General features: G+C 52.5%; 15 protein-coding genes. 8 read left to right on the top strand and 7 right to left on the bottom strand.

The window, feature by feature from the left end:
- Window positions 1-208 precede the first annotated feature (208 nt).
- The 3 genes from ftsX to ftsY are packed head-to-tail and all read right to left on the bottom strand — an operon-like array spanning window position 209 to window position 3469.
- Window positions 209-1267: a permease-like cell division protein FtsX gene (gene ftsX, locus C1192_RS15240; protein ID WP_038354352.1), complete on the bottom strand. Its 1059-nt coding sequence runs from the start codon at window positions 1265-1267 to the stop codon at window positions 209-211.
- Window positions 1260-1928, bottom strand: coding sequence for a cell division ATP-binding protein FtsE (ftsE, locus tag C1192_RS15245; protein WP_000617724.1), 669 nt, complete (start codon window positions 1926-1928; stop codon window positions 1260-1262). Before ftsE ends, ftsX begins: the two co-directional genes overlap by 8 nt.
- 2 nt (window positions 1929-1930) lie before the next feature.
- Window positions 1931-3469, bottom strand: coding sequence for a signal recognition particle-docking protein FtsY (gene ftsY / locus C1192_RS15250; protein ID WP_001040682.1), 1539 nt, complete (start codon window positions 3467-3469; stop codon window positions 1931-1933).
- A gap of 149 nt (window positions 3470-3618) precedes the next feature.
- Here ftsY and rsmD point away from each other — a divergent pair, with 149 nt between their 5' ends.
- Window positions 3619-4215, top strand: coding sequence for a 16S rRNA (guanine(966)-N(2))-methyltransferase (rsmD, locus tag C1192_RS15255; RefSeq protein WP_000743180.1), 597 nt, complete (start codon window positions 3619-3621; stop codon window positions 4213-4215).
- Entirely contained in the window at window positions 4205-4474 is a 270-nt protein-coding gene (locus C1192_RS15260; protein WP_001517271.1) for a DUF1145 family protein, read from the top strand. The genes rsmD and C1192_RS15260 overlap by 11 nt, the downstream gene beginning before the upstream one ends.
- A 2-nt stretch (window positions 4475-4476) precedes the next feature.
- On the opposite strand, the gene C1192_RS15265 is transcribed toward C1192_RS15260, so the two are convergent.
- Window positions 4477-4836, bottom strand: coding sequence for a DUF2500 domain-containing protein (locus C1192_RS15265; RefSeq protein ID WP_000030471.1), 360 nt, complete (start codon window positions 4834-4836; stop codon window positions 4477-4479).
- Between the two features lie 140 nt (window positions 4837-4976).
- Here C1192_RS15265 and C1192_RS15270 point away from each other — a divergent pair, with 140 nt between their 5' ends.
- Window positions 4977-5603 carry a lysoplasmalogenase gene (locus C1192_RS15270; RefSeq protein WP_000964706.1) on the top strand — a complete coding sequence of 209 codons (627 nt, stop codon included), beginning with the start codon at window positions 4977-4979 and terminating at the stop codon, window positions 5601-5603.
- A gap of 73 nt (window positions 5604-5676) precedes the next feature.
- Window positions 5677-7875 carry a Zn(II)/Cd(II)/Pb(II) translocating P-type ATPase ZntA gene (gene zntA / locus C1192_RS15275; protein ID WP_038354353.1) on the top strand — a complete coding sequence of 733 codons (2199 nt, stop codon included), beginning with the start codon at window positions 5677-5679 and terminating at the stop codon, window positions 7873-7875.
- A gap of 32 nt (window positions 7876-7907) precedes the next feature.
- Here zntA and C1192_RS15280 read toward each other — a convergent pair whose 3' ends face one another.
- Together C1192_RS15280 and tusA are read right to left on the bottom strand one after the other, a co-directional pair.
- Window positions 7908-8216: a hypothetical protein gene (locus C1192_RS15280; RefSeq protein WP_001517274.1), complete on the bottom strand. Its 309-nt coding sequence runs from the start codon at window positions 8214-8216 to the stop codon at window positions 7908-7910.
- A 264-nt stretch (window positions 8217-8480) separates the two neighbouring features.
- Entirely contained in the window at window positions 8481-8726 is a 246-nt protein-coding gene (tusA, locus tag C1192_RS15285; RefSeq protein ID WP_000125717.1) for a sulfurtransferase TusA, read from the bottom strand.
- A gap of 221 nt (window positions 8727-8947) precedes the next feature.
- On the opposite strand from tusA, the gene C1192_RS15290 reads away from it, so the two are divergent.
- Both C1192_RS15290 and dcrB read left to right on the top strand, forming a co-directional pair.
- Window positions 8948-9613, top strand: a complete 666-nt coding sequence (locus C1192_RS15290) for a 7-cyano-7-deazaguanine/7-aminomethyl-7-deazaguanine transporter (protein ID WP_000991081.1) — start codon at window positions 8948-8950, stop codon at window positions 9611-9613.
- Between the two features lie 72 nt (window positions 9614-9685).
- A complete protein-coding gene (dcrB, locus tag C1192_RS15295) occupies window positions 9686-10243 on the top strand; it encodes a phage sensitivity protein DcrB (protein WP_001245289.1) in 558 nt (185 codons plus the stop codon).
- 2 nt (window positions 10244-10245) lie between these two features.
- On the opposite strand, the gene C1192_RS15300 is transcribed toward dcrB, so the two are convergent.
- A complete protein-coding gene (locus C1192_RS15300; protein WP_154663951.1) occupies window positions 10246-11496 on the bottom strand; it encodes an MFS transporter in 1251 nt (416 codons plus the stop codon).
- Window positions 11497-11594: 98 nt separating this feature from the next.
- On the opposite strand from C1192_RS15300, the gene C1192_RS15305 reads away from it, so the two are divergent.
- A complete protein-coding gene (locus C1192_RS15305; protein WP_010381063.1) occupies window positions 11595-12644 on the top strand; it encodes an AI-2E family transporter in 1050 nt (349 codons plus the stop codon).
- A gap of 54 nt (window positions 12645-12698) precedes the next feature.
- Window positions 12699-13286 (top strand): 4'-phosphopantetheinyl transferase AcpT, encoded by a 588-nt coding sequence (gene acpT, locus C1192_RS15310; RefSeq protein ID WP_038354355.1) that lies wholly within the window; start codon window positions 12699-12701, stop codon window positions 13284-13286.
- Window positions 13287-13375: the final 89 nt, after the last annotated feature.

Here is a 13375-nt window from a genome sequence, read left to right on the forward strand (position 1 = left end):
TGGTAGCAACAACTGTGCCAGAGCTTAAGAGCAACGAGATTATCATTCACAGTTTTATCAGACCGTGATTTTATCCACAAGTTCAATGCTGGCTTGTGAATAAATTACGCACAAAATGTGACATAGAGATGAAATACCGGGAAGAGACAACGGGGTCTCTTTCCCTGCTACGGAACCCATTGCAGGGAAAGAGTATAGCACGCTTTTATTATTCCGGCGTAAAGTGGCGTAAATGCTGTACCGTGGCAAGCCACGCTGCCACCCAGCCAATCATCGAACACACCAGCAACAACAACAGGCATTCATCGAAAGATAACCCATTGATATCAAACTTCGTTCCGAATACCTGTGCCACTTCTGCAACCGCCGATGACAAACGTAGCACCAGGATTTCTGACAAAATTAATGACAGCAATGCGCCAGAAAATCCCAGCAGCGCACCACCGTACAGGAACGGGCGAAGGATGAAACCATCCGTCGCGCCAATCAGTTTCTGCACGTTAATAGAATCACGACGGGCAAAAATGCTCAGACGCACACTGTTGCCGATAACAAGGAACACTGCCGCCACCATCAGCACGCCGATCATTGCCGAAACACGCCCAACCAGCCCAGTCAGCGCGGTCAGACGGGCAAACCAGCTATCGTCCATTCGCACTTCATCAATGCCGTTAATCTGGGTAATACGGTCACGTAGCGTATTCAGTGACTCCGTACCCTGAAAATCGAGTTTCGGGATCACCACCGCTACTGCCGGAAGCGGGTTTTCCTCCAGCATATCCAACGCACCGCCAAAACCAGACCAATTACGGAACTCGCCCAGCGCGTCTTCACGAGAAAGATAATTCACTTTCTCCACGCCCTGCTCGGCCTGTAGCTGCGCAACCACCCCCGCTGCGGCATCATCGTCCAGCGTTTTTTGCAGATAAACGGTGATTTGCGGTGACGGATAATATTGCGTCGCCGCATGGTTGACGTTTTTGTACACCATATAACAAACGCTGGGCAGCGTCAGGGAGATGGCGATCACCATCACCGTTAAAAACGTGGCGAACGGTTTGCTTTTTAGATCCTGCAAAGCACCGTGGAACGCATAGCGCACCTGTTCGTTGAAAACATTGGTTTTGCGATTCGCCGGTTTCGGTGATGACTTCGCTCGTTTCGGCGCGTTACGACCACCGTCGCCAGAGCCGCCGACCGATTTACGGAAGCGATCCCGACGTCCACCGAACTGGCGAATATTATTAATTGCATCGCGCTTATTCATGGGTCACGCCTCCATGCAAGTGACCATCGCTCAGAGTGAGCATGCGATAGGAACGCCGCGAAATCAGGTTAATATCGTGCGTTGCCATTAATACTGTTACTCCAACGCGGTTAAACTCTTCAAACAAACGTAAAATCCCTTCTGACAGCGCGTCGTCCAGGTTACCGGTCGGTTCATCCGCCAGCAGTACCGCAGGTTTGTTAACCACCGCACGGGCAATGCCAACACGTTGTTGTTCACCGCCAGAAAGCTGAATAGGAAAGTTCTTCGCTTTGTCCAGTAGCCCGACTTTATCCAGCGCCGCCGATACACGGCGACGGATATCGTCACCACTGGCACCGGCGATAATCAGCGGGATCGCCACGTTATCGTAGACAGTACGATCCATCAGCAGATGGTGATCCTGGAAAATCATACCGATCTGGCGGCGCAGAAACGGAACTTCACGGTTTTTCAGACGCGTGATGTCATGGCCGCTAAACCAGATTTTCCCGGCGCTGGGCCGCTCAATCCCACAGATCAGCTTCAGGAGGGTACTTTTCCCTGCGCCGGAATGACCGGTCAGAAACGCCATCTCACCCGGCTGCATATGGAACGTCACGCCCTGCAGCGCCTGCCTCCCACCGAGATAAGCCTTGCTGACATGTTCAAAGCGAATCATTTTTAGTCCTCTCGGGCAAAAAGTGCCTCAATAAAGTCGTCCGCTTTAAACGGACGCAAATCCTCAATACGTTCGCCTACACCAATATAGCGGATAGGAATACCAAACTGGTCAGCCACCGAGAAAATTACCCCGCCTTTCGCCGTGCCGTCCAGTTTCGTCAGCGTGATACCGGTTAAGCCAACCGCTTCGTGGAACAGTTTGGCCTGGCTTACCGCATTCTGCCCGGTGCTGGCGTCGATAGTCAGCATAACTTCATGCGGAGCTTCAACGTCGAGTTTCTTCATCACGCGAACGATTTTCTTCAGCTCTTCCATCAGGTGCGATTTGTTCTGCAAACGTCCGGCGGTATCGGCAATCAGGACATCAACATTACGCGCCTTAGCGGCCTGAATGGCATCGAAGATAACAGAGGCGGAGTCCGCACCGGTATGCTGGGCAATCACCGGAATATTGTTGCGCTGTCCCCAGACCTGAAGCTGCTCAACCGCTGCCGCACGGAAAGTATCGCCTGCCGCCAGCATTACCGACTTGCCCTGCTGCTCAAACTGACGCGCCAGCTTGCCGATGGTCGTGGTTTTACCCACACCGTTGACGCCGACCATCAGGATCACGAATGGTGTTTTGCCTTCGACATTCAGAGGCTCATCAACCTTCGCCAGAATCTCACCCATCTCTTCTTTCAGCAGGCCGTAGAGCGCCTCAGCATCGCGAAGCTGCTTGCGTGATGCGCCTTCTGTCAGATTGGTGATGATTTTGCGTGTGGTTTCCACGCCCACATCGGCAATCAAAAGCTGTTCTTCCAGCTCTTCAAACAGATCATCGTCGATTTTTTTCCCACGGAACAGGCTGATAAATCCGGAACCGAGGTTTTCTTTCGTTTTTAACAGGCTGCGCTTCAGGCGCGCGAAGAAACCTTCTTTGGTTGGTTTTTCCTGTTCCTGAGCGATTTCTTTAACCGGCTGATCTTCTTCTGCCGGAGTAACCACCATCACCGCCTCTTCTACCGCTTCGGCGGCCAGTGCCTGCGCTTCCAGCTCTTCGTCAGTGATTTCTTCTTGCGCCGCTTGTTCTTCCGCCGCGTCGACAATCTCCACGGTTTCCGCTTCTGCCTGCCATTCTTCTGGCGAAACTTCCTGGGCTTTGACTTCTTCCGGCAGCGGCAGTTCTTCACGCTCAATAGCCACCGGTTCCGGCGTGACTTCAGGTTCAACTACCGGCGCTGGCGCTTCTTCAACTATAGATTCCGGCTCTGCAATAACTTCCGGTTCGCTAACAGCTTCAGGCTGCACTTTCTCACTTTCGACAACCTGTTCGCTTACTTCCACCACTTCGGCAGCAAAAGTTTCCGCCCCGGCTTCAGTATGAACCTGCGGCTGCTCTTCAACAGCTTGTTCAGCTACTTTCGCAGGCTCTTCTGCCTGAACGATTTCTTCTACAACCTGTTGTTCATTTTGGACTTCTGTCTCTTTTTCCGGGGTCTGCTCTTTTTGACCAAAGCCCAGCCAGGAAAAAAAGCCACGTTTTTTTTCTTTCGCCATCTGCGACTATACTCCTCGCTGTTGCTTCATGGCACAGCGTTCACGCTATGTACATAGCAGCTAAAAAAATGATGAAATAGTCTATCACTTAACTTATTCCACATCACCGCCTGCAATTATGTGTTATCTGGCGGATTGAGCACTTTATCATGAAAAAACCGAATCATTCCGGCAGCGGTCAAATCCGCATTATTGGCGGGCAGTGGCGAGGCCGTAAACTCCCGGTTCCTGATAGCCCAGGTCTACGCCCCACCACTGATCGCGTACGTGAAACCTTGTTTAACTGGCTAGCGCCGATAATTGTTGATGCGCAATGTCTGGATTGCTTCGCAGGTAGCGGGGCTCTGGGGCTGGAAGCCTTGTCACGCTACGCTGCGGGAGCTACGCTGGTTGAGATGGATCGTGCAGTATCTCAGCAGTTAATCAAGAATCTGGCGACGCTGAAAGCAGGCAATGCGCGAGTCGTGAACACCAATGCGATGTCTTTTCTGATGCAAAAAGGAACGCCGCATAATATTGTGTTTGTTGACCCACCGTTCCGCCGTGGCTTGTTGGAAGAAACCATTAATTTACTGGAAAACAACGGCTGGCTGGCTGATGAAGCCTGGGTTTATGTTGAAAGTGAAGTAGAAAATGGCCTGCCCACCGTTCCGGCAAACTGGTCGTTGTATCGCGAAAAAGTGGCGGGTCAGGTCGCTTATCGGTTGTATCAGCGTGAAACACAAGGAGAAAGTGATGCTGATTAATATTGGACGTTTGTTAATGCTCTGCGTTTGGGGATTTTTAATCCTCAATCTTTTTCAACCATTCCCACGCCCGCTGAATATTTTCGTTAATGTCGCGCTGATTTTTACGGTTCTGATGCATGGTATGCAACTGGCGCTGTTGAAATCGACCTTACCGAAAGATGGCCCACAGATGACCACTGCCGAAAAGGTGCGTATTTTCCTTTTCGGCGTGTTTGAACTGCTGGTCTGGCAGAAGAAATTTAAAGTTAAAAAATAACCTTATTGCTCGCCAACAAAGCTGACAAAACGCGTTCCTTTAAAGCTCAACGTACCTTTATCACCCACCGTCAGGGCATGGTACTGTTGAGCGTCAAGACGGAACGTCTGCTCCAGTCCGCCGCTTTGCGGTTTGAAACTCGCCTCATAACGCAGACTGGTGCCAGCCGGTATCACTTCCTGCTGACGCGAACGACGATCGTTAATCGGTGTTTCTCGCTTATTGCTCACCACCACCAGTTGTTGCTGGAGCGGTGCCATATCATTATCAGCTTTTTCCCGTCGCTGCTGCATAAAGCGAAACGATGCGGCGACAATGATTAAGCCAATGATAACAATAAAGAAAAGAGGTGCCTTGCTCATCTTTATCCCTCATCGGAAAATGCGGAAATAAGCATACCCTGCCAGTTATGGTGTTGTCATCCGTCCACCCTCGCCACTAAACTGGAAGCAAGACTGTAGGCATTCCGCTTACGAAAAAATAACGAATTCAAGGAACTAAGATGCTTTGGTCGTTTATCGCTGTCTGTCTTTCCGCATGGCTATCTGTGGATGCATCGTACCGTGGGCCAACCTGGCAACGCTGGCTATTTAAACCGTTAACCCTTCTTCTCCTGCTATTGCTGGCCTGGCAGGCACCAATGTTCGACGCGATTAGTTATCTGGTGCTGGCGGGGCTGTGTGCGTCACTGCTGGGTGATGCGTTAACCCTGTTACCACGCCAGCGTCTGATGTACGCCATCGGCGCGTTTTTCCTCTCACACCTGCTGTACACCATCTATTTCGCCAGCCAGATGACGCTCTCCTTCTTCTGGCCGTTGCCGCTGGTACTGCTGGTGCTGGGCGCGCTATTACTGGCTATTATCTGGACGCGTCTGGAAGAGTTCCGTTGGCCTGTCTGTACTTTTGTCGGTATGACGCTGGTAATGGTGTGGCTGGCAGGTGAGCTGTGGTTCTTCCGCCCGACCGCTCCCGCACTCTCTGCTTTTATGGGCGCTGCACTGCTGTTCATCAGTAACTTTGTCTGGCTGGGTAGTCACTATCGCCGCCGCTTCCGTGCGGATAACGCCATTGCAGCGGCTTGCTATTTTGCCGGTCACTTCCTCATCGTCCGCTCACTGTATCTCTGATAAAACTTGACTCTGGAGTCGACTCCAGAGTGTATCCTTCGGTTAATGAGAAAAAACTTAACCGGAGGATGCCATGTCGACTCCTGACAATCACGGCAAAAAAGCCCCTCAATTTGCCGCGTTCAAACCGCTAACCACGGCACAGAACGCCAACGACTGTTGCTGCGACGGTGCATGTTCCAGCACGCCAACACTCTCTGAAAAAGTCTCCGGCACTCGCTATAGCTGGAAAGTCAGCGGCATGGACTGTGCCGCCTGTGCGCGCAAAGTAGAAAATGCCGTGCGCCAGCTTTCTGGCGTGAATCAGGTACAGGTGTTATTCGCTACCGAAAAACTGGTGGTTGATGCCGACAATGACATCCGTGCGCAAGTTGAATCGACGGTGCAAAAAGCGGGCTATTCCCTGCGCGATGAACAGGCCGCCGAAGAGCCAAAAGAATCACGCCTGAAAGAGAATCTACCGCTGATTACGCTCATTGTGATGATGGCGATCAGTTGGGGACTGGAGCAATTTAATCATCCGTTCGGCCAACTGGCGTTTATCGCCACCACGTTGGTTGGGCTGTACCCGATTGCTCGCCAGGCGTTGCGCTTAATTAAATCCGGCAGCTATTTTGCTATTGAAACGTTAATGAGCGTAGCCGCCATCGGCGCGCTGTTTATTGGCGCAACGGCAGAAGCCGCGATGGTATTGCTGCTGTTTTTGATTGGTGAACGGCTGGAAGGTTGGGCCGCCAGCCGCGCACGTCAGGGCGTCAGCGCATTAATGGCGTTGAAACCAGAAACCGCCACGCGCCTGCGTAACGGCGAACGTGAAGAAGTGGCGATTAACAGCCTGCGCCCTGGCGACGTGATTGAAGTTGCTGCGGGCGGGCGTTTACCTGCCGACGGTAAACTACTCTCACCATTTGCCAGTTTTGATGAAAGCGCCCTTACCGGCGAATCCATCCCTGTGGAACGCACAACAGGCGATAAAGTCCCTGCAGGTGCCACCAGCGTCGACCGACTGGTTACACTGGAAGTGCTATCAGAACCGGGTGCCAGCGCCATTGACCGCATTCTGAAACTGATCGAAGAGGCCGAAGAGCGCCGCGCACCGATTGAGCGATTTATCGACCGTTTCAGCCGTATTTACACGCCTGCGATTATGGCCGTCGCCCTGCTGGTGACGCTGGTGCCACCGCTGCTGTTTGCTGCAAGCTGGCAGGAGTGGATTTATAAAGGGCTGACGTTGTTACTGATTGGCTGCCCGTGTGCGTTAGTTATCTCCACGCCTGCGGCGATTACCTCCGGGCTGGCAGCAGCGGCGCGTCGTGGGGCGTTAATTAAAGGCGGCGCGGCGCTGGAGCAGTTAGGTCGTGTTACCCAGGTGGCGTTTGATAAAACCGGTACGCTAACCGTCGGTAAACCGCGCGTTACCGCGATGCATCCGGCAACCGGTGTTAGCGAATCTGAACTCCTGGCGCTGGCGGCAGCGGTGGAGCAAGGGGCAACACATCCACTGGCGCAGGCCATAGTTCGTGAAGCGCAAGTTGTCGCACTCAGCATTCCTGGCGCAGAGTCACAGCGAGCGCTGGTCGGCTCTGGCATTGAAGCGCTGGTCAACGGCGATCGGGTGCTGATATGCGCCGCAGGGAAACATCCTGCCGAAGCATTCGCCGGTTTGATTAACGAACTGGAAAGCGCCGGACAAACGGTAGTGCTGGTGGTGCGTAACGATGACGTGCTTGGTGTGATTGCGTTGCAGGATACGCTACGCGCCGACGCCGCAACTGCCATCAGTGAACTAAACGCACTGGGCGTTAAAGGGGTGATCCTCACCGGCGATAATCCGCGTGCAGCGGCAGCCATTGCCGGTGAACTGGGGCTGGAGTTTAAAGCTGGATTACTGCCGGAAGATAAAGTCAAAGCCGTGACCGAGTTGAATCAACATGCGCCACTGGCGATGGTGGGCGACGGTATTAACGACGCACCAGCTATGAAAGCCGCAGCCATTGGGATTGCAATGGGTAGCGGCACAGACGTGGCGCTGGAAACCGCCGATGCAGCGTTAACGCATAACCATCTGCGTGGTCTGGTGCAGATGATTGAACTGGCACGCGCGACTCACGCCAATATCCGCCAGAACATCACTATTGCGCTAGGGCTGAAAGGGATCTTCCTCGTCACTACACTCTTGGGTATGACCGGCCTGTGGCTTGCGGTGCTGGCAGATACAGGTGCGACGGTGCTGGTGACGGCAAATGCGTTAAGGTTGTTGCGCAGGAAGTAAAGGTGTTGCCTGATAGCCTCTGGCTATCAGGCTTAGTGCTGAGGTGGGAACGGCGGCATGGTCAGGAAAGCGTAATATAGCGCTAACATCAGAATGACGGAGATAACACTGAATGCAGCAACCAGGCGGGATGCTAATGATGGCCTTTTGAACATCAACCACAGGGCATAAGCAAGCCCGACGCCGTTGAGTAAAGGTAAAAATATCATTAGCCAGAGCCAACCACAGACAAGTACCCCCAGCCATCCTCCCATGAGGATAAAAACAGGGAGCAGCCAATTGGGGGTGAATATCGCGAGTAATCCCAGCAATACCAGACAAACTGGAATTAAATAATCCATTTGTGCATTCCATTACACTTGCTTGCCGGATGCGGCGTAAACGCCTTATCCGGCCTACACAGAGCATCGAACTCGTAGGCATGATAAGACGCGACAGCGTCGCATCAGGCATTGTGCACCATATCGCCAGATGCAGCTTAAACGCTTTATTCGTTCTACAAGCCGGTTGCAAGCCGCAAAATTGAGCGCGATCGACCCCCTCGCCCCTCTGGGGTGAGGGTTAAGGTGAGAGGAAAAGGCGGCATCGAAGCCAATCTGCCCCCATCAGCCACCTTTGCGAATCAAATAACGATAAGGCAGTCCGTCCGTCTCTTTGGCCACCAGTTCGTGTTCCATAAAGGTACAAAACCCAGGAATATCGCGGGTCGTGGCCGGATCATCGGCAATAATCAGCAACGTTTCGCCAGGCTGCATATTACGCACGGTTTTACGCACCATCATCACCGGTTCCGGGCAGCGCAGGCCTAGTGCGTCAAGTGTGTGGTCAGGGCTGGAAAAGAGAGCGGTCATTTTCTTCTCGTCACATAAAAAAACGGCGCTAGTTTACGCCCTGCGAGTCCGTAAGCAAACCAGGTTAACGATTGCGTGAAAATTAACCATTGCATTGTTAACACAAAGCAGTATCATGCGGCGGCTCGAAAAAAGGGTAAGCACGTTATTATCTCACTATAAAATAACGTGCCGTACGTATTGGGTTCCCTCACCCCAATGGTTAATCAAAAAGGTACAATATGAACGCTTTCTCGCAAACTCAACGCTATAAGGCGTTGTTCTGGTTATCGTTATTTCATCTACTGGTGATCACCTCCAGTAACTATCTGGTACAGCTTCCGGTCTCTATTTTCGGTTTTCATACCACCTGGGGTGCGTTTAGCTTTCCGTTTATTTTTCTTGCTACCGACCTGACCGTGCGTATTTTTGGCGCGCCGCTGGCTCGTCGTATCATCTTTGCGGTGATGATCCCCGCGTTGCTGATCTCCTACGTCATCTCGTCGCTGTTTTATATGGGTTCATGGCAGGGATTCGGCGCTCTCGCCCACTTCAACCTGTTTGTCGCCCGTATCGCTACCGCCAGCTTTATGGCCTACGCGCTGGGACAGATCCTCGACGTACACGTCTTTAACCGTCTGCGTCAGAGTCGTCGTTGGTGGCTGGCACCGACGGCTTCCACACTTTTCGGTAACGTCAGCGACACATTGGCCTTCTTCTTTATTGCTTTCTGGCGCAGTCCGGATGCCTTTATGGCCGAACACTGGATGGAAATCGCGCTGGTTGATTACTGTTTCAAAGTGTTAATTAGCATCGTTTTCTTCCTGCCAATGTATGGCGTATTACTCAATATGCTATTGAAAAGACTGGCAGATAAATCCGAAATCAACGCTTTGCAGGCCAGTTAAAGGTTCGTTATCAGACTTGTGATAAGATGGATGAATGAGCCGTTATGGCCGTTTATCAAAAGGAAGATGTCAATGCGCAATCTGGTTAAATATGTCGGAATTGGCCTGCTGGTTATGGGGCTTGCGGCCTGTGATGATAAAGACACTAACGCTACAGCGGAAAGCACAGTCGCGGAAAGTAACGCTACCGCGAATACCGTCAACCTGCTTGATGGCAAGCTAAGCTTCTCGCTGCCAGCAGATATGACCGACCAGAGCGGTAAGCTGGGAACACAGGCCAATAACATGCACGTCTGGTCCGACGCCACTGGGCAGAAAGCAGTGATTATTATTATGGGCGATGATCCGAAAGAAGACCTGGCTGTGCTGGCGAAGCGTCTGGAAGATCAGCAACGTAGCCGCGATCCACAACTGCAAGTGGTGACTAACAAAGCCATTGAGCTGAAAGGTCACAAAATGCAGCAGTTAGACAGCATCATCTCCGCTAAAGGCCAGACGGCATACTCTTCCGTCATTCTGGGTAACGTGGGAAATCAAATGCTGACGATGCAAATCACGCTGCCTGCTGACGATCAGCAAAAAGCGCAGACCACCGCAGAAAACATCATTAATACACTGGTGATTCAGTAATTTTAAGATGATGAAACGGCCTCCGGTACTTGCTCCGGAGGCCGTTTTTTTAATCGCCACGTCAGCAATAACGCGATTGCTACCAATCCCGCCGCCGCCAGATAAATCACTGGCACACCTGCCCAACTCATCACCAGCCCAGCCAGCGGCCCGGTCACGCCCAGCGATAAATCCATAAACACAGTATAGGTTGCCAGCGCCGCCCCCTGATTCTGCTGAGGCACCGCTTTTACCACCACCACGCCCAACGCCGGGAACACCAGCGAAAATCCCGCCCCCGCCAGTAGGACGCCGATTTTCGCCATCCACGGCATGGTCGCCACGCCAACCAATAGCAGGCCGATAATCTCAACGCTAAAGCAGATCATCGCCACGTTTAAGCCGCCAATACGATTAATACCGTTAGGGAATAACAGCCGCGTACCGACAAATGCACAGCTAAACAGCGTCAGCGCGAAAGCTGCGCCGTCCCAACCTTTAGCGTCATAAAACAGTGTGATAAAAGTGGCGATGACACCAAATCCGGCGGAAGCTAACGCCAGTGCCATGCCGTATAGCCAGACGCGCCCAAGCACCGCGCGAAACGGCAGCGGCTTGCCTTTGTTGGCTTTCACTGAAGGACGCGGGATCGCCAACAGAATTGCCACCAGTGCCACGCCCATAATGATTAACGCCAGCGCCTGCAAACCGCCCCAGTGATAAAACAGCACGCCCAACGGCGCGCCCATAGCCATCGCCCCGTAAGTGACAATGCCGTTCCAGGAAATGACTCGCCCGATATGCAGCGAACCAACCACGCCAACGCCCCACAGTGTCGAGCCGGTTCCGGCAAAACTTTGTCCAATGCCGAGAATTACACGCCCCAGACACAGTAATAACAGGCTGATGACGGGCAGACTGGCGGTTAATCCTGCCGTCAGATACCCCAGACCACTCAAAAAGCAGCCGCACAGACCAAAGATGACTATCTTTTTTGGCCCCAGCAAATCGGCGTAACGGCCGGCATGAGGACGACTCAGCAAGGTGGCGAAATATTGCAGGCTGATAACCAGCCCCGCCCAGAAGGCGCTAAAACCCATCACATCATGGACATAGCCCGGCAATACAGCGAGCGGCAACCCGATGGTAAGGTAGCTGGCGAAGTTAAACATGACAATGGAGACAATGCGCAAATTCAGGCGCAATCCGTTAAATGCCGGTTCGGCAACGGGTTCGGGCATGAGGATCACCACGTTTTTACAACAGTGTTTCATTTTTACCACGTGCTGACGTGGAAATCAGCAGTAAGAATCAGAATATTGCTGGCGTGACTCCCGCTACACTTAATACAAAAAGTCACAAGGAAGCCCCAATGGAAACCCCTCAACCCGATAAAACGGGTATGCACATCCTGCTGAAGCTGGCCTCACTGGTGGTGATCCTCGCGGGTATTCACGCAGCAGCAGATATCATAGTGCAACTGTTGCTGGCGCTGTTTTTCGCCATTGTCCTCAACCCGCTGGTCACCTGGTTTATTCGTCGCGGAGTCCAGCGTCCCGTTGCCATTACGATTGTGGTGGTAGTAATGCTGATCGCACTTACCGCGCTGGTCGGCGTGCTGGCGGCATCGTTTAACGAATTTATCTCCATGTTGCCGAAATTTAACAAGGAACTGACGCGTAAACTCTTTAAATTACAAGAAATGTTGCCATTTCTTAATCTGCATATGTCGCCGGAACGGATGCTTCAGCGGATGGACTCAGAAAAACTCGTAACATTCACCACTGCGCTAATGACCGGACTTTCCGGGGCAATGGCGAGCGTGCTTTTGCTGGTGATGACCGTGGTTTTCATGCTGTTTGAAGTGCGCCACGTGCCTTACAAAATGCGCTTTGCGCTGAATAACCCACAGATTCACATCGCGGGATTACACCGCGCACTTAAAGGCGTTTCGCATTATCTGGCCTTGAAGACGCTGTTAAGTTTATGGACGGGCGTGATCGTCTGGTTAGGGCTGGCGCTGCTGGACGTACAGTTTGCACTGATGTGGGCAGTTCTGGCGTTTTTGCTCAACTACGTGCCCAATATCGGCGCGGTGATCTCCGCCGTGCCGCCGATGATTCAAGTGCTGCTGTTTAATGGCGTTTACGAATGCATCCTGGTCGGCGCACTGTTTTTAATCGTCCATATGATCATCGGCAATATTTTAGAACCACGGATGATGGGCCATCGCCTTGGAATGTCCACCATGGTGGTGTTTCTTTCATTGTTAGTCTGGGGATGGCTGCTCGGCCCGATTGGCATGCTACTTTCAGTACCACTAACCAGCGTGTGTAAAATCTGGATGGAAACCACGGAAGGCGGCAGCAAACTGGCGATTTTACTGGGACCAGGCAGACCGAAAAGTCGGTTACCGGGATGAGGCGACAAGTGATACGATACGCACTTTCCATCATAATTAAACGTTGGCCCTGATATGTATCGGATAGTTCTGGGGAAAGTTTCGACCTTAAGCGCAGCTCCACTGCCACCGGCTTTGCGCGATCAAGCACCGCAAGGCCCACGGCGAGAACGCTGGCTGGCGGGGCGTGCATTGCTTTCGCACACGCTTTCTCCACTACCGGACATCATCTACGGTGAACAAGGGAAACCCGCCTTCCCCCCGGAAACGCCGCTCTGGTTCAACTTAAGTCATAGCGGTGACGATATCGCCCTGCTGTTGAGCGATGAAGGTGAAGTCGGCTGTGATATCGAAGTGATTCGCCCGCGCGCCAACTGGCGTTGGCTGGCGAACACGGTGTTCAGCCTCGGAGAACATGCCGAAATGGACGCTGTGCATCCTGACCAACAACTGGAAGTGTTCTGGCGTATCTGGACACGCAAAGAAGCCATCGTTAAACAGCGTGGCGGCAGCGCCTGGCAAATCGTCAGCGTAGACAGCACCTACCAGTCATCGCTGTCAGTCAGCCATTGCCAGCTCGACAATTTAAGCCTGGCAATCTGCACCCCTACTCCCTTTACGCTCACCGCCGACAGTGTGCAATGGATCGATTCACTTAACTGATCCGCCCGTCCGACTGCCTATCTCTTGATCCAGAACAGGTTATCAGTATGACGAATACTTAAAATCGTCATACTTATTTCCGCCATCTA

This window comes from Escherichia marmotae, assembly GCF_002900365.1.
Lineage (GTDB): Bacteria > Pseudomonadota > Gammaproteobacteria > Enterobacterales > Enterobacteriaceae > Escherichia > Escherichia marmotae.

Excerpts from the sequence above, each read along its gene's own strand:
- ftsX (WP_038354352.1), bottom strand. The coding sequence starts at position 1,267 with ATGAATAAGCGCGATGCAATTAATAATATTCGCCAGTTCGGTGGACGT.
- ftsE (WP_000617724.1), bottom strand. The coding sequence starts at position 1,928 with ATGATTCGCTTTGAACATGTCAGCAAGGCTTATCTCGGTGGGAGGCAG.
- ftsY (WP_001040682.1), bottom strand. The coding sequence starts at position 3,469 with ATGGCGAAAGAAAAAAAACGTGGCTTTTTTTCCTGGCTGGGCTTTGGT.
- rsmD (WP_000743180.1), top strand. The coding sequence starts at position 3,619 with ATGAAAAAACCGAATCATTCCGGCAGCGGTCAAATCCGCATTATTGGC.
- C1192_RS15260 (WP_001517271.1), top strand. The coding sequence starts at position 4,205 with ATGCTGATTAATATTGGACGTTTGTTAATGCTCTGCGTTTGGGGATTT.
- C1192_RS15265 (WP_000030471.1), bottom strand. The coding sequence starts at position 4,836 with ATGAGCAAGGCACCTCTTTTCTTTATTGTTATCATTGGCTTAATCATT.
- C1192_RS15270 (WP_000964706.1), top strand. The coding sequence starts at position 4,977 with ATGCTTTGGTCGTTTATCGCTGTCTGTCTTTCCGCATGGCTATCTGTG.
- zntA (WP_038354353.1), top strand. The coding sequence starts at position 5,677 with ATGTCGACTCCTGACAATCACGGCAAAAAAGCCCCTCAATTTGCCGCG.
- C1192_RS15280 (WP_001517274.1), bottom strand. The coding sequence starts at position 8,216 with ATGGATTATTTAATTCCAGTTTGTCTGGTATTGCTGGGATTACTCGCG.
- tusA (WP_000125717.1), bottom strand. The coding sequence starts at position 8,726 with ATGACCGCTCTCTTTTCCAGCCCTGACCACACACTTGACGCACTAGGC.
- C1192_RS15290 (WP_000991081.1), top strand. The coding sequence starts at position 8,948 with ATGAACGCTTTCTCGCAAACTCAACGCTATAAGGCGTTGTTCTGGTTA.
- dcrB (WP_001245289.1), top strand. The coding sequence starts at position 9,686 with ATGCGCAATCTGGTTAAATATGTCGGAATTGGCCTGCTGGTTATGGGG.
- C1192_RS15300 (WP_154663951.1), bottom strand. The coding sequence starts at position 11,496 with ATGAAACACTGTTGTAAAAACGTGGTGATCCTCATGCCCGAACCCGTT.
- C1192_RS15305 (WP_010381063.1), top strand. The coding sequence starts at position 11,595 with ATGGAAACCCCTCAACCCGATAAAACGGGTATGCACATCCTGCTGAAG.
- acpT (WP_038354355.1), top strand. The coding sequence starts at position 12,699 with ATGTATCGGATAGTTCTGGGGAAAGTTTCGACCTTAAGCGCAGCTCCA.